The 21,444-nt window shown below is 65.3% G+C and carries 19 protein-coding genes; 8 read left to right on the top strand and 11 right to left on the bottom strand.

Annotated elements, in window-relative coordinates; genetic code table 11:
• Positions 1-54: 54 nt before the first annotated feature.
• The 4 genes from IVB19_RS09335 to IVB19_RS09320 form a co-directional block, all read right to left on the bottom strand.
• Positions 55-246 (bottom strand): hypothetical protein, encoded by a 192-nt coding sequence (locus IVB19_RS09335; protein ID WP_018454896.1) that lies wholly within the window; start codon positions 244-246, stop codon positions 55-57.
• 118 nt (positions 247-364) lie between these two features.
• Positions 365-1,273 carry a S49 family peptidase gene (locus IVB19_RS09330; RefSeq protein WP_018454897.1) on the bottom strand — a complete coding sequence of 303 codons (909 nt, stop codon included), beginning with the start codon at positions 1,271-1,273 and terminating at the stop codon, positions 365-367.
• 211 nt (positions 1,274-1,484) lie between these two features.
• Positions 1,485-2,255: a tRNA1(Val) (adenine(37)-N6)-methyltransferase gene (locus tag IVB19_RS09325; RefSeq protein WP_204513854.1), complete on the bottom strand. Its 771-nt coding sequence runs from the start codon at positions 2,253-2,255 to the stop codon at positions 1,485-1,487.
• Positions 2,248-2,475 carry a putative signal transducing protein gene (locus tag IVB19_RS09320; protein ID WP_007607161.1) on the bottom strand — a complete coding sequence of 76 codons (228 nt, stop codon included), beginning with the start codon at positions 2,473-2,475 and terminating at the stop codon, positions 2,248-2,250. The genes IVB19_RS09325 and IVB19_RS09320 overlap by 8 nt, the downstream gene beginning before the upstream one ends.
• Positions 2,476-2,606: 131 nt before the next feature.
• Between IVB19_RS09320 and IVB19_RS09315 the strand changes: the two genes are divergently transcribed.
• The 5 genes from IVB19_RS09315 to IVB19_RS09295 all read left to right on the top strand — a co-directional run bounded on the left by IVB19_RS09315 (position 2,607) and on the right by IVB19_RS09295 (position 7,373).
• Positions 2,607-3,614: a polyprenyl synthetase family protein gene (locus IVB19_RS09315; RefSeq protein WP_007594965.1), complete on the top strand. Its 1,008-nt coding sequence runs from the start codon at positions 2,607-2,609 to the stop codon at positions 3,612-3,614.
• 411 nt (positions 3,615-4,025) lie between these two features.
• Positions 4,026-4,541, top strand: coding sequence for a winged helix-turn-helix transcriptional regulator (locus IVB19_RS09310; protein WP_018454901.1), 516 nt, complete (start codon positions 4,026-4,028; stop codon positions 4,539-4,541).
• Between the two features lies 1 nt (position 4,542).
• Entirely contained in the window at positions 4,543-5,799 is a 1,257-nt protein-coding gene (gene fabF / locus IVB19_RS09305) for a beta-ketoacyl-ACP synthase II (RefSeq protein WP_026232839.1), read from the top strand.
• A gap of 58 nt (positions 5,800-5,857) precedes the next feature.
• On the top strand, positions 5,858-6,490 hold the full coding sequence (locus tag IVB19_RS09300; RefSeq protein ID WP_018454903.1) for a LysE family translocator: 633 nt from the start codon (positions 5,858-5,860) through the stop codon (positions 6,488-6,490).
• Positions 6,491-6,497: 7 nt separating this feature from the next.
• Positions 6,498-7,373, top strand: coding sequence for an alpha/beta fold hydrolase (locus IVB19_RS09295; RefSeq protein ID WP_039799260.1), 876 nt, complete (start codon positions 6,498-6,500; stop codon positions 7,371-7,373).
• 27 nt (positions 7,374-7,400) lie between these two features.
• On the opposite strand, the gene IVB19_RS09290 is transcribed toward IVB19_RS09295, so the two are convergent.
• The 3 genes from IVB19_RS09290 to IVB19_RS09280 all read right to left on the bottom strand — a co-directional run bounded on the left by IVB19_RS09290 (position 7,401) and on the right by IVB19_RS09280 (position 12,109).
• Positions 7,401-8,285 carry a 4-(cytidine 5'-diphospho)-2-C-methyl-D-erythritol kinase gene (locus IVB19_RS09290; RefSeq protein WP_018454905.1) on the bottom strand — a complete coding sequence of 295 codons (885 nt, stop codon included), beginning with the start codon at positions 8,283-8,285 and terminating at the stop codon, positions 7,401-7,403.
• 28 nt (positions 8,286-8,313) lie between these two features.
• The gene (locus IVB19_RS09285; protein WP_026232840.1) at positions 8,314-10,116 is read right to left on the bottom strand and encodes a tetratricopeptide repeat protein; all 1,803 of its coding nucleotides are present in this window, start codon (positions 10,114-10,116) and stop codon (positions 8,314-8,316) included.
• A gap of 331 nt (positions 10,117-10,447) precedes the next feature.
• Positions 10,448-12,109, bottom strand: coding sequence for an electron transfer flavoprotein-ubiquinone oxidoreductase (locus tag IVB19_RS09280; RefSeq protein WP_018454907.1), 1,662 nt, complete (start codon positions 12,107-12,109; stop codon positions 10,448-10,450).
• A 135-nt stretch (positions 12,110-12,244) separates the two neighbouring features.
• Here IVB19_RS09280 and IVB19_RS09275 point away from each other — a divergent pair, with 135 nt between their 5' ends.
• Positions 12,245-13,054, top strand: coding sequence for a uracil-DNA glycosylase (locus tag IVB19_RS09275; RefSeq protein WP_018454908.1), 810 nt, complete (start codon positions 12,245-12,247; stop codon positions 13,052-13,054).
• A gap of 124 nt (positions 13,055-13,178) precedes the next feature.
• Here IVB19_RS09275 and IVB19_RS09270 read toward each other — a convergent pair whose 3' ends face one another.
• The 4 genes from IVB19_RS09270 to IVB19_RS09255 form a co-directional block, all read right to left on the bottom strand.
• Complete coding sequence (locus IVB19_RS09270) at positions 13,179-14,687, bottom strand: glycosyltransferase family 39 protein (RefSeq protein ID WP_018454909.1); 1,509 nt, start codon at positions 14,685-14,687, stop codon at positions 13,179-13,181.
• A 98-nt stretch (positions 14,688-14,785) separates the two neighbouring features.
• The gene (gene rnhB / locus IVB19_RS09265; protein ID WP_247821340.1) at positions 14,786-15,643 is read right to left on the bottom strand and encodes a ribonuclease HII; all 858 of its coding nucleotides are present in this window, start codon (positions 15,641-15,643) and stop codon (positions 14,786-14,788) included.
• Between the two features lie 77 nt (positions 15,644-15,720).
• Positions 15,721-16,176, bottom strand: coding sequence for a VOC family protein (locus IVB19_RS09260; RefSeq protein WP_018454911.1), 456 nt, complete (start codon positions 16,174-16,176; stop codon positions 15,721-15,723).
• Between the two features lie 23 nt (positions 16,177-16,199).
• The gene (locus IVB19_RS09255) at positions 16,200-17,363 is read right to left on the bottom strand and encodes a PA0069 family radical SAM protein (protein ID WP_018454912.1); all 1,164 of its coding nucleotides are present in this window, start codon (positions 17,361-17,363) and stop codon (positions 16,200-16,202) included.
• 211 nt (positions 17,364-17,574) lie between these two features.
• On the opposite strand from IVB19_RS09255, the gene IVB19_RS09250 reads away from it, so the two are divergent.
• Together IVB19_RS09250 and IVB19_RS09245 are read left to right on the top strand one after the other, a co-directional pair.
• Positions 17,575-19,989: a phosphoketolase family protein gene (locus IVB19_RS09250; protein WP_039799262.1), complete on the top strand. Its 2,415-nt coding sequence runs from the start codon at positions 17,575-17,577 to the stop codon at positions 19,987-19,989.
• 8 nt (positions 19,990-19,997) lie between these two features.
• Positions 19,998-21,182 carry an acetate/propionate family kinase gene (locus IVB19_RS09245; protein WP_018454914.1) on the top strand — a complete coding sequence of 395 codons (1,185 nt, stop codon included), beginning with the start codon at positions 19,998-20,000 and terminating at the stop codon, positions 21,180-21,182.
• Positions 21,183-21,444 lie beyond the last annotated feature (262 nt).

The raw sequence follows: 21,444 nt of genomic DNA, 5'->3' as shown, positions 1-21,444 counted from the left end.
GGTGAGACAAGGCGTGGATGGCCGGGACAAGTCCGGCCATGACGACTGCAGCAGCTAACCCGGCCGATAGGCTCCGGTGACGGGATCCTGCTTCAGCGTCTGGACGGCCCCCATATGGGCGGCCTCGGCGACGCGCGAGAGGCGCATCTCCTCCAGCTCCTGGTTGATCCCGACGGCGGTCTTGTAGGCCCAGCGGACCACGGCAAGCCCGCCCAGGACGCCCGCGAATGCGACGAACGGCGGCATCGGTCATTCCTTGTTCACAATGCTCAGCCCCCACGCGCATTCTTGCGCAGACCGGGCCGCGCGGCAATTGGCACGGCTTCAAGTCTCCTTGGGGCCAAATGGCGCGGAGGGGCGCCGTCTAGAACCCGAATTTCGCCCAGATCGCGCGGGTCTCGACCGCCGAGATCAGGTCGTCCGGCAGGCTGGCCATTGATTCCATGGCCGAAAGCTGCCCCGCGCCGGGCGATTTCCGGCCCAAAAGGCCGGAGAGCAGACCGGTCGGCTGGGCTATCACGGGGGTGAGAACCTTCTCGCCATAGCGGGCACGAAGAGTTGAGCGGAGATCGCCGATGCTGTCGGCGAGCCCCAGCGTGATCGAACTCTCGCCGGCCCAGTATTCGCCCGTGAACAGGGTGTCGTCGGAGCCCTTCAACCGCGCGCCGCGGCTCTCCTTCACCAGCGCGATGAAGATCTGGTGGATCTCGCGCTGGAGCGCCTTGAGCTTGGCGACGTCGTCGGGGTTTTCAGGGAGAAACGGATCGAGCATCGCCTTGTGCGCGCCGGCGGTGTAGAGGCGCCGCTCGATGCCGAGCCGCTTGATCGCCTCCTGGAAACCAAAACTGCCGCCGACGACGCCGATCGAGCCGAGGATCGAGGACGGATCGCAGATGATCTCGTCGCCGGCGCACGCGATCATGTAGCCGCCGGAGGCCGCGACGTCCTCGACGAACACCAGCACCGGCAGCTTCTTCTCCGCCGCGAGCTGCTTGATGCGCAGGTAGATCTGGCGCGACTGCACCGGCGAGCCGCCGGGCGAATTGATCACCAGCGCCACCGCCTTGGCGTTGCGCGTCGAAAACGCCCGCTCCAGAACCCGCGAAACCGTCGCGAGCGTCATGCCCGGGCGCAGCGGCGTCACTGCGCCGATCACACCGGACAGCCGGACCACCGGCACCACGGCCGTGCCGGGACGGAAGCGCGCCGGCAGATATTGCATGAGCTTGTCGGCCAGGCCGGAACTCTCACGATCGTTCAATTTTTCGGCCATGCCATTACCTCTGATTAACCGTTTCTTATCACGCGACTGTCATTGGAAGGGCCCGGAACGTGTTTTGCAGAAAACCCGTTGAGAGGCTGCAATGGGCCAGCGGAGAACACCATGAAAATCTATCTGCTGATGCTGCTGATCGGTGCGCTGTTCATGGCGATCCGCCTGACGACTCCGCAAGAGCAGCAGTCGGAATCGCTTCCGCAATAGCTCAGCACGGTTCCACCAGGGGTAGAACCGCCCTTCCCTCCAGAATATCCATCACCTCTTTTTTCGACACGCGTGACTCCTCGTTGAGCATGAGGCCCGGCAACAATCGCGCCGGGGCCCTGCCGCCCTTGACCGCGCGCACCAGCACGCGGATCGCGGGCCGCCCGGCTTCACCGTGAACCGGCAGAATCGCGAGACTGCCGAAGCCGCGCGACAGCGCCGCCAAAACCTCAGCGATCCCATCTGCGCGCCAAATCAATGTCAGCGCGCCATGCGATCGGAGGATGCGCCGCGCCGCATGCACCCAGGCATTCAGCGTCTCATCCGTCGCCACATGCGCGATCTGGCGCGCCTGATCGGGCGAACCGCGATGGCGAGCGGGATCGTTGAAGGGCGGGTTCATCAGCACGACGTCGACGCTGTCGGGCGCGAGCCCGCTCGCTGCGAAGGCCTGCGCGTCCGCGGTGACGTCGAGCACGATCGTCTCGGCGGCAATCGCATTCGCGGCCGCATTGGCGCGCGCAAGCTCCGCCAGCTCCGGATCGATCTCGAGCAGGCCGAGCCTGATCCCGGCGACGCGCCGAGCCAACGCAAGGCCCGCCGTGCCGATGCCGGCGCCGAGATCGACGACACGGTCGCCCGCCCTCGCCTCCGTCGCCGCCGCGAGCAGAATGGCGTCGTGCCCGGCGCGATGGCCAGACCGCTTCTGCTTCAGCCGCAATTGCCCGCCGAGAAAGGCGTCCTCGGTGAGGTCTGTCAGTGCTTCACTCATCGCCGCGCAGTTCGTGGCTGAGGCCGGCCTCGGTCAGAAGCTGCCGGGCCTCGATGGCGTCGTCCTCGTGGACCAGGATCCGCCGCGGCAAAATGCCGAGCGAGCCCTCAATGATGCTCATGTTCTGGTCCAGCACCAGATGATGGATGTTGGCGCCGTCGAGCAGCGCGCCGATCGCCGACACCAGCACCATATCGTTGGTCCGAACCAGTTCTCGCAAAACACAGCCTCCTGCCTGACGGGGACTAAGCGCCAAATGTCAATGGTTCCACGGCCCTTGCCGCATCCCCGTCCAGTTTCTATTGTCTTTCCATCAGAATAGCCCTTCCGGGGCAAATATTGGAGACCGGCGTGGCCGTCATCGTACCTTTCGAAACTCCCGGCGCGTCGATCGAAGAGCTGGTTGCCCTTGTCGCCGGTGACATGGAGCGCGTCAACGCCACGATCCTGTCGCGGACCGGTTCGGACGTGACCATGATCCCGGAGGTCGCCAACCATTTGATCTCCTCCGGGGGCAAGCGCCTGCGGCCGATGCTGACGTTGGCCATGGCCAACCTCGCCGGCTACACCGGCGACGGCCATATCAAACTCGCCGCCAGCGTCGAGTTCATGCATACCGCCACGCTGCTCCATGACGACGTCGTCGACGAGAGCGAGATGCGCCGCGGCAAGCTGTCGGCGCGCATGCTCTGGGGCAATGAGGCGAGCGTGCTGGTCGGCGACTTCCTGCTCGGCCAGGCCTTCCGCATGATGGTCGAGGTCGGCTCGCTCCGCGCGCTCGACATTCTCTCCGCGGCCGCCGCCACCATCGCCGAGGGCGAGGTGATGCAGCTTGCCGCCGCCAAGAACACCGCAACCACCGAAGACGAATATCTCGCCGTAATCCGCGGCAAGACCGCCGAGCTGTTCGCGGCCGCCTGCGAGGTCGGGCCCGTGATCGCCAACCGCCCGAAGGCGGAGCAGACCGCCTGCCGCTCGGTCGGCATGAATCTCGGCATCGCCTTCCAGCTCGTCGACGACGTGCTCGACTATGGCGGCAAGAGCGCCAAGCTCGGCAAGAACACCGGCGACGATTTCCGCGAGGGCAAGATCACGCTGCCCGTCGTGCTCGCCTTCCGCCGCGGCAACGACACCGAGCGCGCCTTCTGGATCCGCGCGCTGGAGCGCGGTGAGATCGGCGACACCGACCTCGACCACGCCATCGGGTTGATGAACAAGCATCGCGCGCTCGAAGACACGCGCAGCCGCGCCCAGCACTACGGCGCCATGGCCGTGGACGCGCTGGCGCTGTTCCCGTCCTCGCCGATGAAGAGCGCGCTGGAGCAGGTCGTGGCGTTCTGCCTGGCTCGGTCGCATTAGCTACCTGGATCCTTAGCGCTTGCTGGTAGCCACACCCTCAGTGTCGTCCCGGCGAAGGCCGGGACCCATTACCCCGGTCAGCGTTGTCTTAGCGCCTGTGGCAACCATCGTGCACCACAACAACAGTCGTGGCTATTGGGTCCCGGCCTTCGCCGGGACGACATCGTTGAGATACGCGCCACCACCGCATTAACAGCGTCATTGCGAGCGCAGCGAAGCAATCCAGAATCTTCCCGCAAAGGGACTCTTGATTGTTTCGCTTCGCTCGCAATGACGAGCTAGGTGTGCGAGGGCCGCCTTCCAACTTGCATTCAAATCCTGTGCGCCATCTTGCGGCACACCTCCGTCGGAGTGTTCCAACGGTTCGCCTACTAACTTGCATTTTGCAAGCCACTCTCCTACCTTCCCCTCATGCAGCCCAAATCCCCCTCCATTCAGGAATGTCCGGTCGGCCGCGCTGTGGAGACGGTCGGCGAATGGTGGAGCATTTTGATCCTGCGGGATGCATTCCAGGGCGCAACGAGGTTCGACGAATTTTCGCAAAGCCTCGGGATCGCGCCGAACATCCTGTCGCGGCGGTTGGCCCATCTCACCGAAAGCGGCATGTTCGTCCGTCGCCGCTACAATGAACGGCCGCCGCGCTACGAATATGTGCTGACGGACAAGGCCCGGGACTTCTTCCCCGTGGTCGCAACCCTGCTCGCTTGGGGCAACAAGCATCTCGCACCGATGGGCGAAGCGATCCTGCTCGCGAACCGGCACGATTGTCGTCCGTTCAATCCGGTCGTGGTCGATGCCGCCGACATGCAGCCGATCACGCTCACCAATGCGGTCGTCGTCGCAGGCCCCCGCGCCAGCCGTGTCATGCGTAAACGGCTGACCTCGCTCAAAGCCATGAACCCGGCCGTCGCGCCGGCTGGAGACTGACATGCGTCGTATCGTCGTGACGGGAATGGGCGCGGTGTCGCCGCTTGGCTGCGGTGTCGAACTTTCGTGGCGCCGGCTGCTGGCCGGCCAAAGCGGGCTGCGCCCGCTGCCGGAATGGTCGCAGGCGCTGCCCGCACGTATTGCCGGCCTCGTGCCCGACAAGGCCGATGACGCAGAGGGCGGCTTCGATCCCGCGCAGGCCGCCGCGCCGAAAGACCAGCGCAAGATGGACCGCTTCATCCTGTTCGCGCTGCTCGCCACCGCGGAAGCGGTTGCGCAGGCCGGTTGGACGCCGCAGGACGCGGCGGCGCAGGAACGAACTGCGACGATCATCGCCTCCGGCGTCGGCGGTTTTCCGGCAATGGCGGAGGCGGTGCGCATCACCGAACAGCGCGGCCCGCGCCGGCTGTCGCCGTTCACGATCCCCTCCTTCCTCGCCAATCTCGCCGCCGGCCACGTCTCGATCAAATACGGCTACAAGGGAGCGCTGGGCACACCGGTCACGGCCTGCGCTGCCGGCGTTCAGGCGATCGGCGATGCCGCGCGCATGATCCGCGCGGGCGAGACTGATGTGGCGATCTGCGGCGGCGCGGAAGCCTGCATCGACATCGTCAGCCTCGGCGGCTTTGCCGCGGCCCGCGCACTGTCGAGCGGATTCAATGACGCCCGCGCCTCGCGCCCGTTCGATCGCGACCGCGACGGTTTTGTCATGGGCGAAGGCGCCGGCATCCTGGTGATCGAGGAGCTGGAGCATGCATTGGCGCGCGGCGCGAGGCCGATCGCGGAGATCGTCGGATACGGTACGACCGCGGACGCCTATCACATGACATCGGGTCCGCCTGACGGCGACGGCGCCCGGCGCGCCATGGAGATCGCGCTCCGGCAGGCCAAGCTTGCGCCCGCGGATTTACAGCACCTGAATGCGCATGCGACCTCGACGCCGGCCGGCGACGAGAGCGAGCTTGGCGCGATCGCGGCGCTGTTCGGCCGCCACCGCGGCATCGCGGTGAGCGCGACCAAATCGGCCACCGGGCATCTGCTCGGCGCCGCCGGTGGCCTCGAAGCGGTCTTCACCGTGCTCGCCCTGCGCGACCAGATCGCGCCGCCGACGCTCAATCTCGAAAACCCTGATCCCGCCGCTGACGGCATCGACATCGTCGCCGGTGTGGCGCGACCGATGCCGATGCAGCACGCGATCTCGAACGGGTTCGGCTTCGGCGGGGTGAATGCCAGCGTGATCTTCCGCCGGATGGGCTGAACGACGGGCCTTAGTCGACGGGCCTTGCAATCGCGGCAAGCATCGCTACCAAAGCAGGATGATCAACACGAATTTCTGGCTGTTCCTGGCCGCCGCTTGTCTCATCGCCGCCGTTCCCGGCCCCGGCATTTTCTACGTCGCGGCACGGACCCTATCGGAAGGGCGCGGCAGCGGTTTTGCATCGACCGCGGGCACCGCGCTCGGCGGGCTGGTTCATGTGGTCGCGGGCAGCTTCGGCATCTCCGCGATCATTCTTGCCAGCGCCGAGCTGTTTGCCGCCGTGAAATTCGTCGGCGCACTTTATCTCGTCTGGCTCGGCATCAGGACTTTTCGCAGCGCCAGCCGCGCGCCGTCATTCGACAGCAAGCCCGTCGGCGACAAGCGCGCCTTTCGCGACGGCGTGCTGGTCGAGGCGCTGAACCCGAAGACCGCCGCCTTCTTCCTCGCCTTCATTCCGCAGTTCCTTGACCCGGCGGGATCGAACCCGACACTGCAATTCATCACGTTGGGCGCGCTCTCGGTGACGCTGAACACGCTCGCCGATATCGTGGTGGTGCTGATGGCCTCCGCGACACGTACGCAGTTGATCGGACGCCCGCATCTGATGCGACGTCTCACCCAGGGCTCCGGCGTCTTCATCGCAGGGCTCGGCCTGTCGCTCGCACTGGCGCGGCGGCCCGTGAATGGATAGCGCCACCATGCCCGCCCCGCAAAGCCGCATTTACGAGTCTCACGGCCTGCGGCTGCACTATGCCGACTGGGGCAACGACGGCGCGCCGGTCGCCATCCTGGTTCACGGCGGCCGCGATCACTGCCGGAGCTGGGACGTCATCGCCCGGTCGCTGCAGCCGCATTTTCACGTGCTCGCACCGGACCTGCGCGGTCACGGCGATTCCGACTGGACCAGGGGCGGCAGCTACGCGCTGACGGAGTATGTGTACGATCTGGCCCAGCTCGTCCGTGCCATCGCGGCGCCTCAAGTCACTCTCATCGGCCATTCTATGGGCGGCATGGTCAGCCTGATCTTTACAGGGGCATTCCCCGAACAGGTCTCGAAGCTGGTCGTGCTCGACGGCGTGACGATGTTGCCGGATACACCAAAACCGCCGGTGCATGAGCGGATCGGCAAGTGGGTCGGTCAGCTCGACAAGTTGCACGACCGCGCACCGCGCCGCTATTCGACCCTCGAAGACGCGGCGGCGCAGATGGTCCTTCACAACAAGCGGCTGTCTCGCGAGCTCGCGCTGCATCTCGCCACCCACGGCGCGCGGCAGAACGAGGACGGCACCTATAGCTGGAAGTTCGATCCCTACCAGCGCGCCTCTGCGCCGCACCGGCTCTGGCCGGACGATCACATCGCGCTGTGGTCGCGCATCACCTGTCCGACGCTGCTCTTGAATGCCGGCGAAAGCTTTCTGGCTGGCGCGAGGGCCGCGGGGCTGGAGCGCTACTTTCCGCAGGCGCGCGTCGAGACCATTGCAGGGGCCGGACACTGGCTGCAGCATGACAAGCCGCAGGAGGTGTTGGGTGAGATCCGGCGGTTTCTCGGGCTTGGCGAGGACGCTGCGGGCTAGCTCCGCAACATCCGCGTCATTGCAGATCTAGCTCAGCGTTCCCGAGTGCACCCACCAGCCGGAATGATCCCTGCGGATATTCTCGGCGGCGGCATGCGCCTCGGCAGATGCGCCATAGATCGCAAAGCACGTCGCCCCCGAGCCGGACATGCGGGCGAGCTTGACGCCGGCGGAGCCACGCAAGGCTTCCAGCACGTCGCCAATCACCGGCTTGATGCGCATCGCAGGCGCTTCGAGATCATTGGCGACGGTCTCGAGAGTATCGATCCAGTCGGCGATGGAGGCGCCCTCGCCTGGCCAGGCCGGGCCGTCGAAGACGGACGTGGCGCCGACCAGGAGTTCGCCGTTGCGCAGGCCCAGCTCCTGGAACACGTCCTTTGTCGCGACCGGCACGCGTGGATTGACCATCACGCAGGGCATGCTCGGCAGCATCAAGGGCAGCAGCTGCTCGCCGACACCGGTCATGTCGCAGGCGCGCGAGAACAGACACACCGGCACGTCGGCGCCGGTCGCAAGCGCAACCTTCTGGAGGCGGGCGTCGTCGAGCGACAGATCGTTGAGGCGCGCCAGCAACCGCAGCGCCGCCGCGGCGTCGGCCGAGCCGCCGCCGATGCCGGCGGCGACCGGGAGCACCTTGTCGAGCGCGAAGGCGCCCAGCTTCAGGTTCGGGACGGCTTCGGCCAGGAGCTTGGCCGCCTTGAACACGAGGTTGTCGGCCATATTGCCGCAGGCCGCGGCGAGCGGCCCCGTCGTGGTGAGCTTCAGCTCGCCGCCGGGCTCCAGCGTGAGCCGGTCGGCGCAGTCGGCAAAGGCGACCACGCTTTCGAGATCATGATAGCCGTCGGCACGACGGCCGACCACGCGAAGGCTCAGATTGACCTTCGCGCGCCCTTCTTCAATCAACGCCGGCATTGACGACACGCCCCCAACTTCAACTCACTCAGCCGCCCTTGCCGTCGTCCTTCTTCTTCTCCTTCTCCGCCTGCGCAGCCGAGGAGTTCGAATTGTCGTCGGTCATACCGTTTGCAATCTTGGCCTCGATCTTCGGAAGCTCATCCGCTTCGGGCTTGAGATCGCGGGCGTGGGCCCACTGGAACTTGGCTTCCAGCGTGCGGCCGACGCGCCAATAGGCGTCGCCAAGGTGATCGTTGATAGTGGGATCCTCGGGCTTGAGATCAATGGCGCGCTCGAGGTTCTTCACCGCGTCCTCGTAATTGCCGATGCGGTAATAGGCCCAGCCAAGGGAGTCGACGATGTAGCCGTCATCCGGGCGCTGCTCGACTGCCCGCTTGATCATCTTCATGCCTTCGTCGAGATTGATGCCCTGGTCGATCCAGGAATAGCCGAGATAGTTGAGGACGTGCGGCTGGTCGGGTTGCAGCTCGAGCGCCTTCTTCATGTCGGCTTCGGCCTTGCCCCACTGCTTGGAGCGCTCCTCGCAGATGCCGCGATAATAATACCAGACGCTGTTGGCCTTATCGTTGCCGGCCGGCAGCACGTCGACGCCTTGCGAATAGGTCGCGCCGCATTCGCCGAACTTCTTGCGGCCGCGCTCGATGTTGCCGAGCGCCATGATGGCTTCGAGATCCTTGGGATCCTCAGTGGTGACGCCCTTGAGGATCTTGATCGCCTCGTCGGTGCGGTCGGCGGAATCCAGATCGATGGCGAGCTGGATTTGGGCGTTGCGCTTGAGTGGAGAGGACGACGGCACCCGCTCGTAGACCTTGATCGCCATCTGCGGCCGCTTCACCGATTCATAGAGATCGGCGAGCGAGAGCAGCGCCAGGGGATGGGTGGGCTGCAGGTAGAGCGAGAGCTGGAGGTAGACCAGCGCCAGATCCTCGCCGCCGCGGCGGGTCAGTGTGGCGCCGATGCCGTAGAGTGCTTCTGCGGCGCCGGCTTGCGCGCTATCGACCAGCGGCGGCATCTTCTTGCCGGCCTTGGTGTCGCGCAACCCTTCCACGATCAGCGGATGGCGGGCGAGCTTCTTGTCGAAAGCCTGGTAGACCGTGGTCGCGGCGGCCGAGTCCTTGTTGCGAGATAGCCAGCGCGCATAGGCCTCGGTGACACGCAACATGGAATCGTCGAGCTTGTAGGCACGCTCGAACCGGGTGCCAGCGTCTTTCTCCTTGCCGGCGAGTTCGAGGATCATGCCGGCATGGAGATCCTTGAACAGCGGATACCATTCAGGACCGGCCAGCTTGTCGATGGTGGCGACGCCGCCCTTGGCATCCCCCGCACCATAGGCGGCCCAGCCCGACAGCAGCGTGGCGACGAGATCGGTGATCGGACCGCGGATCGACTGGTTGATGTTGGTCTGCGCGGTCGCGTACTTCTTGAACTTGAGATCGTGCACGCCAACGACGAGCCGTGCAACGCGGTTGGTCTTGTCGATGGTCAGGATGCGCTCGGCGAGCTTGACAGCCTCGTCGATGTCACCGTCGGCGACCGAGGAGATGAAGGCGCGGTCGAGCAGCTCGTTGTTCTTGGGGTCGGTGCGCAGGGCCGAGCGATAGAATGCAGCGGCGGAGGCCGCGTCGCGCTCGACGCTGGCGTGGCGGGCGGCGAGATAGCTGCCGGAGGTGGTCAGCGCCTTCAGATCGTTTCGGGTCGGAAACTGCGCCGCCGTGTCGGACGGATGGTCCGGCGTCTGCGCCCGGACCGCGCCGGGGACCGTCGCCATCGCTGAGCCCATGAGGGCAATGGCGGCAACAGTCCAACGGTTGAAACGATTTGAAAGCATCGGGGCTCGCCTTGAGTTGGTAGTGCCTGGGTTTGCAGAAGGCCGTATCGCAAGCGAACGCGGCCGGTGGCATGGGGACCCGGAACCGTCAGGCCGACAATGCCGCTTTTGGCGCTTCACCGCAAGGATTCGGGCCGGGCGATCCCCTCCGCACGGCACAAATCGGCCAAGTGACCCGTCAAGAGCGCCCCAAGACGCCGCCAGTATGGCCTTATCGTGACCACGGGGACCGCGGCCGGGTTCTCACGCGAACGTGCGTCACAGGGCGAAGATCACGCAACTCTGGTCACATTGGCCTCGGTCACATGGATCGTGACTTGCTGACCCCAGCCTACATGGCCTCGTAGTTCGGACCGCCGCCGCCCTCCGGGGGAACCCAGGTGATGTTGCCGTTGGGGTCCTTCACGTCGCAGGTTTTGCAGTGAACGCAGTTCTGGGCATTGATCTGGAAGCGCGGGCCCGAACCTTCCTCGATCCACTCATAGACGCCGGCCGGGCAATAGCGATTCGAGGGACCGGCAAACACGTCGTGCTCGGAGGTCTTCTGGAGGTTCATGTCCGTGACCTTGAGATGGACCGGCTGGTCCTCCTCATGATTGGTATTGGACAGGAACACCGACGAGAGCTTGTCGAAGGAAATCTTGCCGTCCGGCTTCGGGTAGGTTCTCGGCGCGTGGGTCTTGGCCGGATCGAGCGTCGCGCGATCGGGCTTCGCGTGCGACTGGGTGCCAAATAGCGAGCCGCCGAACAGCGTGTTGCACCACATGTCGAAGATGCCGAGCCCGGCGCCGATGAAGGTGCCGAACTTCGACAACAACGGCTTGGCATTGCGGACAGGATAGAGGTCCTTACCGACGACGGAATCGCGCCAACCGTTCTCGTATTCGACCAGCTCATCATTGGCGCGGCCCGCAGCGAGAGCCACGTTAACATGTTCGGCCGCGAGCATGCCGGTGCCCATGGCATTGTGCACGCCCTTGATCCGGGGCACGTTGACGAAGCCGGCCGCGCAGCCGATTAGCGCACCGCCCGGGAAGCTCAGCCGCGGCACCGACTGGTACCCGCCTTCGGTGATGGCGCGCGCGCCGTAAGCCAGCCGCTTGCCGCCTTCAAGCGTCGCGCGGACGGCCGGATGGTTCTTGACGCGCTGGAATTCGTCGAATGGCGACAAATAGGGGTCGTTGTAGTTGAGATGAACGACGAAACCGATCGACACCAGGTTCTCGTCATAATGGTAGAAGAACAGGCCGCCGCCGGTGTTGTTGTTCAAGGGCCAGCCAACCGCGTGCTGCACGAGGCCCTTCTGATGCTTGGCCGGATCGATCTGCCAGACTTCCTTGAGCCCGATGCCAAATTTCGGCGGCTCACTTTTGGTGTCGAGCGCGTATTTCGAGATCAGCTGCTTGGTCAGGCTGCCGCGCGCACCTTCGGCGAACAGCGTGTACTTGCCGAGCAATTCCATGCCACGGGTAAAGGAGTCCTTCGGCTTGCCGTCCCGGCCGATCCCCATGTCGCCGGTGGCGATGCCGCGCACCGCGCCATTGTCGTCATAGAGCACTTCGGCCGCGGCAAAACCGGGATAGATCTCGACGCCTAGCGCTTCCGCTTTGCGCGCCAGCCAGCGGCAGACATTGCCGAGCGAGCCGATATAGCAGTGATGATTGTCCATCAGCGGCGGCATGATGAAGTTCGGCAGCTTGATCGCGCTGGTCTCGGTGAACCAGAAGAAGCGGTCGTCCTTGACCTGCGTCTTGAGCGGACAATCGGAATCCTCGCGCCAGTCCGGGATCAGCTTGTCGAGCCCGGCCGGATCGATCACGGCGCCGGAGAGAATATGCGCACCGACCTCGGAGCCCTTCTCCACCACCACGACATTGAGATCGGCATTGATCTGCTTCAGCCGGATCGCCGCAGCCAGGCCCGAGGGACCGGCGCCGACGATGACGACGTCGAATTCCATGGATTCGCGCGGGGGAAGTTCTTCGGTGCTCATCTGATCTCAGCCCTTGAGACGGTCCTTGGTCGATTGCGCCCTCTTGTTTCCGATTTTTCCGGGTAGGACAACCTCGGAAATGCGTTTCGCCGGGGTGCAAGGCGCCCCAAACTGGACTAATAGTCAGACTTTCCGATGATCCCAGAACCCGCACCCACGGTCCGAGAGCTGCTCGCCTTCTATCTGGAGGCCGGAGTCGATTGCACGCTCGCGGAGGAACCGATCGACCGCCTGGCGGAATTGGATGTTCCACCTCCGGCCCCGCGCGCGCCACCTCCAGTCGAGGCCCCACGGCCGGTCGCCGCGCCCGCGGTGATGCGCGGCGAGGCGGCACCTGCGCCCGACATCGCGATCGCCTCGGCGCGCGAGGCCGCACGCACCGCGCCAAGCTTGGAGGCGCTGCGCGAGCTGATGCAGAGCTTTGACGGCTGCGCGCTGAAGCACACGGCGACACGTTTGGTTTTCGCCGACGGCAATCCGCAGGCACGCATCATGTTCGTCGGCGAGGCACCGGGCCGCGACGAGGACATCGAGGGGCTGCCCTTCGTCGGGCGCAGCGGCAAGCTGCTCGATTTGATGATAGGAGCCATAGGCCTCAACCGCACCACGGCCTACATCGCCAACGTGATTCCCTGGCGGCCGCCCGGCAACCGCACGCCGACGCCGCAGGAGACGCAAATCTGCCTGCCGTTCATCCAGCGCCAGATCGAGCTGGTGAATCCGGAGGTGCTGGTGACACTCGGCAATCCCTCGACGCAGACGCTGCTGTCGACCCGCGAAGGCATCATGCGTACCCGCGGCCGCTGGTTCGACTACGAGACGGGCGGGCGCACCATTCGCGCGCTGCCGACCTTCCATCCCGCCTATCTGTTGCGCTCGCCGTCGTACAAGCGGCTGGCCTGGCAGGATCTGCGCGCGATCGCGAAGGTGCTGGCGGAGGCGTGAGGGGCCGTACAGCCTTTCGCCGTCATTGCGGGCGCAGCGAAGCAATCCAGAATCTTTCCGCGGAGGGGCTGTGGATTGCTTCGTCGCAAGGGCTCCTCGCAATGACCACCGAAAGAGCGAGCAACTAAGTCCCCTTCGGCCGCACGATGGCCCAGCCGATGCGCAGGAGTTGCTGGCGTCCGGTCACCAGCCATTCGAAGGCGCGCGGGACTTCCGGCACGATGCCGGGAAAGCGCGCGAGGATGTCCGGCGGCGGCGTGCCGGCGGTATCGGAAGCGCGCCAGACCACGACGCCGCCGGTCTCGCTGAATTTGGCCTGATTGATCCAGGGTGTACGCGCGGGCTCGGCATCGATGAAGAGATGCGGCCGGCCGGAATGCAGCGTGATCAAGCTCGCAAGCTGGGTCTCGCCGGCGACCGCGCGCAGGCGATGATTGGTGCGGCGGGCAAAGCTCTCGTCGAAGAAGTCCGAAATCGCGCGGGCCGGCATCGAGGTCGCGATCTCGTTGGCACCGGTCCACGGCAGCAGCAGGACGGCGAGCACGACGCCGATTGCGGGCGCCACGACGGCAGCCGCCCAGACCATCCGCAGCATCCTCGCGCGGCGCATCGCGATGAGATCGCCGGCCCCCACGACCACGGCAAGCCCCGACAACACCAGCACGACGCCGGCGCCGCCGACGACGGCGTCGAGGCCCAGCAGGCCGGAGATCAGCACCGCGCCGAGCGCCGGCGCCAGCGCGAAGAAATAGACGAAATTACGTGCGAGCGGCTCGACCGGCGGGCGGTAGATGATCGGCGCCTCCTCGCTCTTGGGCACGAACAGGCCGGTGTTGAGGACGGTCAGCGCCGGGATCGCCGCCGCACCGAGCAGGAGCCCCCCGAGCAGCCAGGCCGCGTGCAGCGCACGGGCATTGAGCTGGGCGACCTCAGGCAGGGCCGGCAGGACGAGCGCCTCGGCGCGCGTCAGCCAGACGGCATAGGGCAATGCCAGCACGGCGACGACCACCAGCGCAAACAGCGGGTCGAAGGCACGCAACGTGCGGCGGCCGTCCGCGGTTGCGAGCGCGAAGACGACGATCAGCAGCAGCAGGAAGATCGCAGCCGGCGTCGTCAACAGCAAGAGGCCGGCCTCGATCGACCAGGCAAACCAGGCGTTGCCGCGGCGCTGTCCGATGATCTGCCAGGAATGCAGCAGCAGCAGCGCCCAGAGCGGTCGCGCCAGCACCAGAGGGCCGAAGTCGAGTGTGGGCGAGGAGAAGGCCAGCAGCGTCATGGTCAGCAGCACGGCCAGCACTGCCTGCTGGGGGCCGACCACCGCGCGGGACAGATGATAGAGCGTGATCAACGTCGCGATCCCGCAGAGTTCGGCCAGCACGTAGACACCGAACAGGTGGCCGCCGGCAGCGCGATAGGCGATGTCGGCGAGCCAGACCGGCAAGGGCGGCCCGAGATCGGTGCCGACCTGGTATTCGCGGCCGAAGGCCAGCAGGGTCGCGAGACTGCCGGGCGGGCTGCGATAAAACACGAGCGCCACGAACAGCCACATCGCGGCCTGGAGCAGCACGGCGATCCAGACGATCAGCCGCGGCCGCGCGCGAATGAGCTCGATGACCAGGGAGGTAAACCGCATGTAACGTCCGAAAGATGCAGCCAACCCGTGAAGCCGGCCCTATTCGCTCACGACTGTTTTGATAAAGGGCGTGACGCGTCGTGGCAACTGAGTCTCGTCTAGAGATTTGCCGACGCGTCGACTTCCAGGCTCGCGTCCACCTGCAGCTGGATCTCGGTCACCGCAAACAGATCCTGCGCCGGCTCGACCGTCCAGGGCATGTGCTTGGCGCGTGCGGCGGCGACGGGGGCGAAGAAGCTGCGGTGGTGGACGGTGGGACCGAGGCGGTTGAGCGCGTCGAGGTGCTCGGGCACGGCGTAGCCCTTATGCTGCTCGAAACCGTAGCCGGGACAGTCCTGCGCCAACGCGCACATCAGGCGGTCCCGCGTTACCTTGGCGATGATCGAGGCCGCTGCGATCGACAGGACGATGCCGTCGCCGCCGATCACGGCCTCGCAATCGCATTCCGTGTCGAGCCGGTCGCGGCCGTCGACGAAGACGTGCCGCGGCTGCTGGGGCAGCGCCACCACGGCGCGCTTCAGCGCCCACAGCGAGGCGCGCAGGATGTTGTCGCGGTCGATGCGGGAGCGCGAGGCGACGGCCACCGAGACCTGGGCGGTCGTGCAGATCTTGCCGAACAGCCTTTCGCGCTCCTCGGCCGTCAGGCGCTTGGAATCGTCGATGCCGCGCGGGATGCGGTCGGGATCGAGAATCACCGCCGCCGCCACCACCGGACCGGCCAGTGGCCCCCGGCCCGCCTCATCGCAGCCCGCTACCGGCCAAACGCCGCACTTGATCAGCGCGCGCTCACGGCGGAAGCTTGGGGCAACGATGATGGCGCTCTTTGTGCCGGCCAGCGCCTTGGCGATTTTTTTGGGCGCAGCTTTCTTGTTCTCAGGCGCAGCCTTCTCGTTCTTAGGCGCAGCCTTTTTGGGCGCGCCTTTGGCCGGCTTCTTGGCGGATTGATCCCGAATCATGGCCGGGATCGTGCGCAAGCGGCATGGCCTGCGCAATCGGGAACCTCGAACAATTCCCGTTATTCAAGCCAGCCGCCCTATTCCGCCAGATGCACCCGCCGGTCCTCGCCGACGTCGATGCCGGGCGCGACCACGACCTCCCAGGGATGGCCGTCAGGATCGGCGAAATAGCCGGAATAGCCGCCGTAGTCGGTCTCATGTGCTGCCTTCAGCAACGCGGCTCCCTTGCTGACGGCGAAGACCAGCACCGCATCCACCTCCTCACGCGCGCGGCAATTCCAGGCGAGCGTCATGCCGCGGAACGTCGATGGCCTCGGATGATCAGGCAATTTGGCGTCGACCGCGAGTTGATCCCAGGGAAACAACGCGAGCACCGGACCGCCGGTGTCATAGAACGCAACGGTCTCGCCGGTTACCTTGAGCCGGCGCGAGAAACCGAGCGCGTCGTAAAAGGCAATGCTGGCGCGGATGTCGTTCACGCCCAGCGTGATGACGGTCAGCCGCGGGATAGGAGCTGGCGGTTCCTTACTCATAGACGCCTCTCTCACTTCGTCCCTCAGAACAGGCTGAGCTGATCGCCGTTCCGCTTCGGCTTGGCAAAATGATCCGTCGTCAGCTTGGCGCGCCGTTTGTTCAGCCCGAGCCTGTCGCAAGCGATCTCGAAGCGGCGGCCGATGGTCCAGGCCATCGGGCCGGTGCCCTTCATGCGCTCGCCCCATTTCGCATCGTAGTCACGGCCGCCGCGCATGTCGCGGATCAGCGTGAAGACGTGGCGATACCGGTCCGGATAGTTCGCCATCAGCCATTCCCGAAAGAGATCGCGCACCTCGAGCGGCAACCGCAGCAACACGTAGGAGGCCTCCTTGACGCCGGCATGGGCGGCGGCATCCAGGATGCGCTCGATCTCGGAATCGTTCAGCGCGGGGATCACGGGCGCGACCATGACGGTGGTCGGAATGCCAGCCTCGGAAAGCTGCTTCAGTGCCTCCAGCCGCTTCGGCGGCGTGGACGCCCGCGGCTCCATGGTGCGCGCTAGTTTCGGATCGAGCGAGGTCACGGAGATCCCGACCTTGGCGAGGTTGCGTTTGGCCATTCGCGCGAGAATGTCGATGTCGCGCACGACCAGCGCCGACTTGGTGACGATCCCGACGGGATGGCCGGCGCGCTCCAGCACCTCCAGAATGCCGCGCATGATTTTGCGCTCGCGCTCGATCGGCTGATAGGGATCGGTGTTGGTGCCGATCGCGATCATCCGCGGCTCGTAGCCCGGCGCCGCAAGCTCCTTCTCGAGCAACGCCGGCGCCTCGGGCTTCACGAACAGCTTCGACTCAAAGTCGAGCCCCGGCGACAGGCCGAGATAGGCATGCGTCGGCCGCGCGAAGCAATAGACGCAGCCGTGCTCGCAACCGCGGTAGGGATTGATCGAACGATCGAAGCCGATGTCGGGAGATTCGTTGCGGGTGATCACCTTGCGCGAGGTGTCGATCCCGACCGTGGTCTTGAACGGGGGCAGTTCTTCAAGGCTCTGCCAGCCATCGTCGAATGCGACGCGCGCCTCGGCCTCAAACCGGCCGCTGGCGTTGGACTGCGCGCCCCGGCCTCGCCTGCGCTGGCGGTCGATGGCGACCGCCAGCTCAGGGAAGTCAGAAGGCGCACCCGCCGGCTCGGAGGGCGCCGTGACCGGCGGGTGCTTGAGAGCATGAGAGGATGCTGGACTCATGAAGCCAAGATAGCATGTCAAAGGAACAAATCAAGAACACAAACAAAAAACGTGAAAACAACCCCATGCACAGTAGAGCTGCCCAAATTTCGGGCGGGGGTTTTTGACTTCACGCAACACCAGCGTGACCACGATTCCGTTTGATCACGGGAGGGATCGATCGTCGCGGAACATGGTTGATGACGATCGTTGGGTGAAGGTCGGCAAGAACATGACAAATCAACAACAATTGGCCGCAGCGAGCAGCAACCTCGAACTGCTCGACCGCTATTGGCGCGCCGCGAACTATCTCTCCGTCGGGCAAATCTATCTCCTCGACAATCCGCTGCTGCGCGAGCCCTTACGGCCCGAGCACATCAAGCCGCGTTTGCTCGGCCATTGGGGCACGACGCCCGGTTTGAACTTCATTTATGCCCATCTCAACCGCGTCATCCGCGCGCTGGACCTGAACGTGATCTATGTCTGCGGTCCCGGGCACGGCGGCCCCGGCATGGTCGCCAACACCTATCTCGAAGGCAGCTACAGCGAGCTCTATCCCGATATCGCGCGCGATACCGAGGGGTTGCGCAAGCTGTTCAGGCAATTCTCCTTCCCCGGCGGCATCCCGAGTCACGCGGCGCCGGAAACGCCGGGCTCGATCCACGAAGGCGGTGAGCTCGGTTACGCGCTGGTGCATGCCTATGGCGCGGCCTTCGACAATCCCGACCTGATCGTCGCCTGTGTCGTCGGTGACGGCGAGGCCGAGACCGGCCCGCTCGCCGCGTCCTGGCACTCCAACAAATTCCTCAATCCTGCGCATGACGGCGCGGTGCTGCCGATCCTGCATCTCAACGGTTACAAGATTGCCAATCCGACCGTGCTCGGCCGGATGCGCGACGACGAGATCCGCGATCTCTTCCGCGGGCTCGGCCACGAGCCGCTGTTCGTCGAGGGCGACGATCCCAAATTGATGCACCGGGCCATGGCAGACGCGCTCGACGTCGCGCTCGTCAGCATCCGGTCGATCCAGCAGCACGCCCGCGACGGCCGCAAGAGCGTCGAACGCCCGCGCTGGCCGATGATCGTGCTGCGCAGCCCGAAGGGCTGGACCGGCCCCAAGGAAGTCGACGGCAAGAAGGTGGAGGGCTTTTGGCGGGCGCATCAGGTGCCCGTCGCGAACTGTCGCGAGAACCCGGCGCATCTGAAGATTCTCGAAGACTGGATGCGCAGCTACGAGCCGGAAAAGCTGTTCGACGCGAACGGCGCGCTCATTGCCGAGCTCCAGGCGCTCGCGCCCGAAGCCAATCGCCGCATGGGCGCCAATCCGCACGCCAATGGCGGCCTTCTGAAGAAGGAGCTGAAGCTGCCGGACTTCCGCAGTTTCGCCGTCGAAGTAGCGCAGCCGGGCGGCGTCGTGGCGGAGGCAACCCGCGAGCTCGGGAAATTCCTGCGCGACGTCATCCGCCTCAACGCCGATGCCCGCAACTTCCGCATCATGGGCCCGGACGAGACTGCGTCGAACCGGCTCGATGCGGTGTTCGAGGCCACCGAACGCGTCTGGATGGAGCCGACAAAACCTTACGACGTGCATCTCGCCCAGGACGGACGCGTGATGGAAGTCCTGAGCGAGCATCTCTGCCAGGGCTGGTTAGAGGGTTACCTGCTCACGGGCCGGCACGGCTTCTTCTCCTGCTACGAGGCGTTCATCCACATCGTGGATTCCATGTTCAACCAGCACGCCAAATGGCTGAAGGTGACCCGGCATCTGCCGTGGCGGCGACCGATCGCCTCGCTCAACTATCTGCTCACCTCGCATGTCTGGCGTCAGGACCACAACGGCTTCAGCCATCAGGATCCCGGTTTCGTCGATCTCGTCGCCAACAAGAAGGCCGACATCGTCCGCATCTACTTCCCGCCGGATGCCAACACGCTGCTGTGGATCGCCGATCACTGCCTGCGCACCTATGACCGCATCAACGTCATCGTCGCTGGCAAGCAGCCGGCGCCGCAATGGCTGTCGATGCAGGAGGCAGCCACGCATTGCGCCGCCGGCATCGGCATCTGGAGCTGGGCCGGCACGGAAGATGCGAATGGCGAGCCCGATGTCGTGATGGCCTGCGCCGGCGACGTGCCGACACTGGAAACGCTCGCTGCCGTCGACCTGCTGCGCAAGGCGCTGCCCGAGCTGAAGATCCGCGTCGTCAACGTCGTCGACCTCATGACGCTGCAACCCAGGGAGCAGCACCCGCACGGCTTGTCCGACCGCGACTTCGACGGCCTGTTCACGCGCGACAAGCCGGTGATCTTCGCCTATCACGGCTATCCTTATCTGATCCACCGGTTGACCTATAACCGCACCAACCACGCCGGCATGCACGTCCGCGGCTTTGCCGAGGAAGGCACCACGACGACGCCGTTCGACATGGTCGTGCTCAACGAGCTCGACCGCTATCACCTCGCGATCGAGGCGATCGAGCGCGTGCCGGGGCTCGCGACCAGGGCGGCGCAGGTGAAGCAGCAATTCCGCGACAAGCTGATCGAGCATTCGCGCTATGTGCGCGAATACGGCGAGGACATGCCGGAAATCCAGGAATGGGTCTGGCAGAACAGCGCCGGCGGCAACACGCCGGCAGAGGCAGGCGACTGAGGGGAGCCATGTCGAACACGGTTCTCGTTCTCAACTCGGGATCGTCGAGCATCAAATTCGGCCTGTTCGATATCTCGGCGGCCGAGCCCGCCCTGCTCTGCAAGGGCCTGCTTGACGAGCACGAGACGAAGCCGCGGCTCGTCGTGAAGAGTCCCGCGGGCGAAGACCTGTTCGAGAAACGGAGGGAAGCATCGGATGCGGCCAGCGATCATCTGTTCGCCGACGTGCTCGGCTTCATCGAGGATCGTTTCGGCGACCATCGCTTGCGCGCCGTCGGCCATCGCGTCGTCCATGGCGGTCCGGACTATTCCGCTCCGGTCGAGCTGACGGAGGATGTCACCGCAAAGCTGCAAGCGCTGACGCCGCTGGCGCCCCTGCACCAGCCGCGCTGCCTGGCTCCGGTCCGCACTATCACGGCGATCAGGCCCGACCTGACGCAGATCGCCTGCTTCGATACCGCTTTCCACCACGGCATTGCGCCGCCCGCCAGCCGCTTCGCCATTCCGCGACGTTATGAAGAGCGCGGCATCCGGCGCTACGGATTTCATGGCCTCTCGTTCGAATATGTCGCGGGACGGCTCGCCCGAATCGCGCCGCAGCTCGTGGCGAAGCGCACTGTGATCGCGCATCTCGGCAACGGCGCGAGCCTGTGCGGCTTGCGCGACGGCCGCAGCATCGACACCACGATGGGACTGACGCCGCTCGACGGGCTGGTGATGGGCACGCGCTGCGGCAGGCTCGACCCGGGCGTGCTGCTCTATCTGCAACAGCACGAGAAGATGTCGGTCGAAGATGTCCAGCACCTGCTCTACCACGAATCGGGCCTGCTCGGCGTCTCCGGCATCGCGTCGGATATGCGCATGCTGCTTGCGAGCCGCGAAGCTGCGGCGCGGGAGGCGGTCGAGCTCTTCACCTTCCGCGCCGCGCAGGAGGTGGCGGCGATGGCGACAACGCTTGCAGGGCTAGACTGCCTGGTCTTCACCGGCGGCATCGGCGAGCATGCCAGCGAAATCCGCAGCGCGATCGGTGAGCGTCTCGACTGGCTCGGCGTGCGCATCGATGCCGCTGCGAATGATGCGGCGCGCGAGCGCATCAACGATGGCGATAGCGCAGTCGATGTCTTCGTCATTCCAACGAATGAGGAACTGATGATTGCACGACATTGTGCGGCGGTGCTGCGAACAGCGAGTTGACCGGCGTTCATTCGAAGCCCTCGTCAGCAGCGTGGTTGCACGTTTTCCCGTCCTCGCGCTCGTCCGCTTCGCATCCTCCTCTTGCATGATCGCGAACGGCCGGCGCGCCGCGCAATATTGCGGCTCACCTCCGGATTAATACGGACAGGACAGGCTGGGGCGACACATTCGGCAATATCGCCGCCCCGTACGGGACATATTTGGATGCGAGGGCTGCAGCGGTTTACCATCGTCTGCCGAGGCGCGGCCGGAAAGTTGCACT

Origin of the sequence: Bradyrhizobium sp. 187 (genome assembly GCF_023101005.1) — a bacterium.
Lineage (GTDB): Bacteria > Pseudomonadota > Alphaproteobacteria > Rhizobiales > Xanthobacteraceae > Bradyrhizobium > Bradyrhizobium canariense_D.
This window is presented reverse-complemented; position numbering and strand designations above follow the sequence as displayed.

Coding starts and splice junctions, on each gene's coding strand:
- IVB19_RS09260 (WP_018454911.1), bottom strand. CDS start 16,176: ATGAGTAAGGAACCGCCAGCTCCTATCCCGCGGCTGACCGTCATCACG.
- IVB19_RS09300 (WP_018454903.1), top strand. CDS start 5,858: ATGATCAACACGAATTTCTGGCTGTTCCTGGCCGCCGCTTGTCTCATC.
- rnhB (WP_247821340.1), bottom strand. CDS start 15,643: ATGATTCGGGATCAATCCGCCAAGAAGCCGGCCAAAGGCGCGCCCAAA.
- IVB19_RS09290 (WP_018454905.1), bottom strand. CDS start 8,285: ATGCCGGCGTTGATTGAAGAAGGGCGCGCGAAGGTCAATCTGAGCCTT.
- IVB19_RS09310 (WP_018454901.1), top strand. CDS start 4,026: ATGCAGCCCAAATCCCCCTCCATTCAGGAATGTCCGGTCGGCCGCGCT.
- IVB19_RS09245 (WP_018454914.1), top strand. CDS start 19,998: ATGTCGAACACGGTTCTCGTTCTCAACTCGGGATCGTCGAGCATCAAA.
- IVB19_RS09325 (WP_204513854.1), bottom strand. CDS start 2,255: ATGAGTGAAGCACTGACAGACCTCACCGAGGACGCCTTTCTCGGCGGG.
- IVB19_RS09335 (WP_018454896.1), bottom strand. CDS start 246: ATGCCGCCGTTCGTCGCATTCGCGGGCGTCCTGGGCGGGCTTGCCGTG.
- IVB19_RS09285 (WP_026232840.1), bottom strand. CDS start 10,116: ATGCTTTCAAATCGTTTCAACCGTTGGACTGTTGCCGCCATTGCCCTC.
- IVB19_RS09255 (WP_018454912.1), bottom strand. CDS start 17,363: ATGAGTCCAGCATCCTCTCATGCTCTCAAGCACCCGCCGGTCACGGCG.
- IVB19_RS09270 (WP_018454909.1), bottom strand. CDS start 14,687: ATGCGGTTTACCTCCCTGGTCATCGAGCTCATTCGCGCGCGGCCGCGG.
- IVB19_RS09275 (WP_018454908.1), top strand. CDS start 12,245: ATGATCCCAGAACCCGCACCCACGGTCCGAGAGCTGCTCGCCTTCTAT.
- fabF (WP_026232839.1), top strand. CDS start 4,543: ATGCGTCGTATCGTCGTGACGGGAATGGGCGCGGTGTCGCCGCTTGGC.
- IVB19_RS09295 (WP_039799260.1), top strand. CDS start 6,498: ATGCCCGCCCCGCAAAGCCGCATTTACGAGTCTCACGGCCTGCGGCTG.
- IVB19_RS09280 (WP_018454907.1), bottom strand. CDS start 12,109: ATGAGCACCGAAGAACTTCCCCCGCGCGAATCCATGGAATTCGACGTC.
- IVB19_RS09250 (WP_039799262.1), top strand. CDS start 17,575: ATGACAAATCAACAACAATTGGCCGCAGCGAGCAGCAACCTCGAACTG.
- IVB19_RS09330 (WP_018454897.1), bottom strand. CDS start 1,273: ATGGCCGAAAAATTGAACGATCGTGAGAGTTCCGGCCTGGCCGACAAG.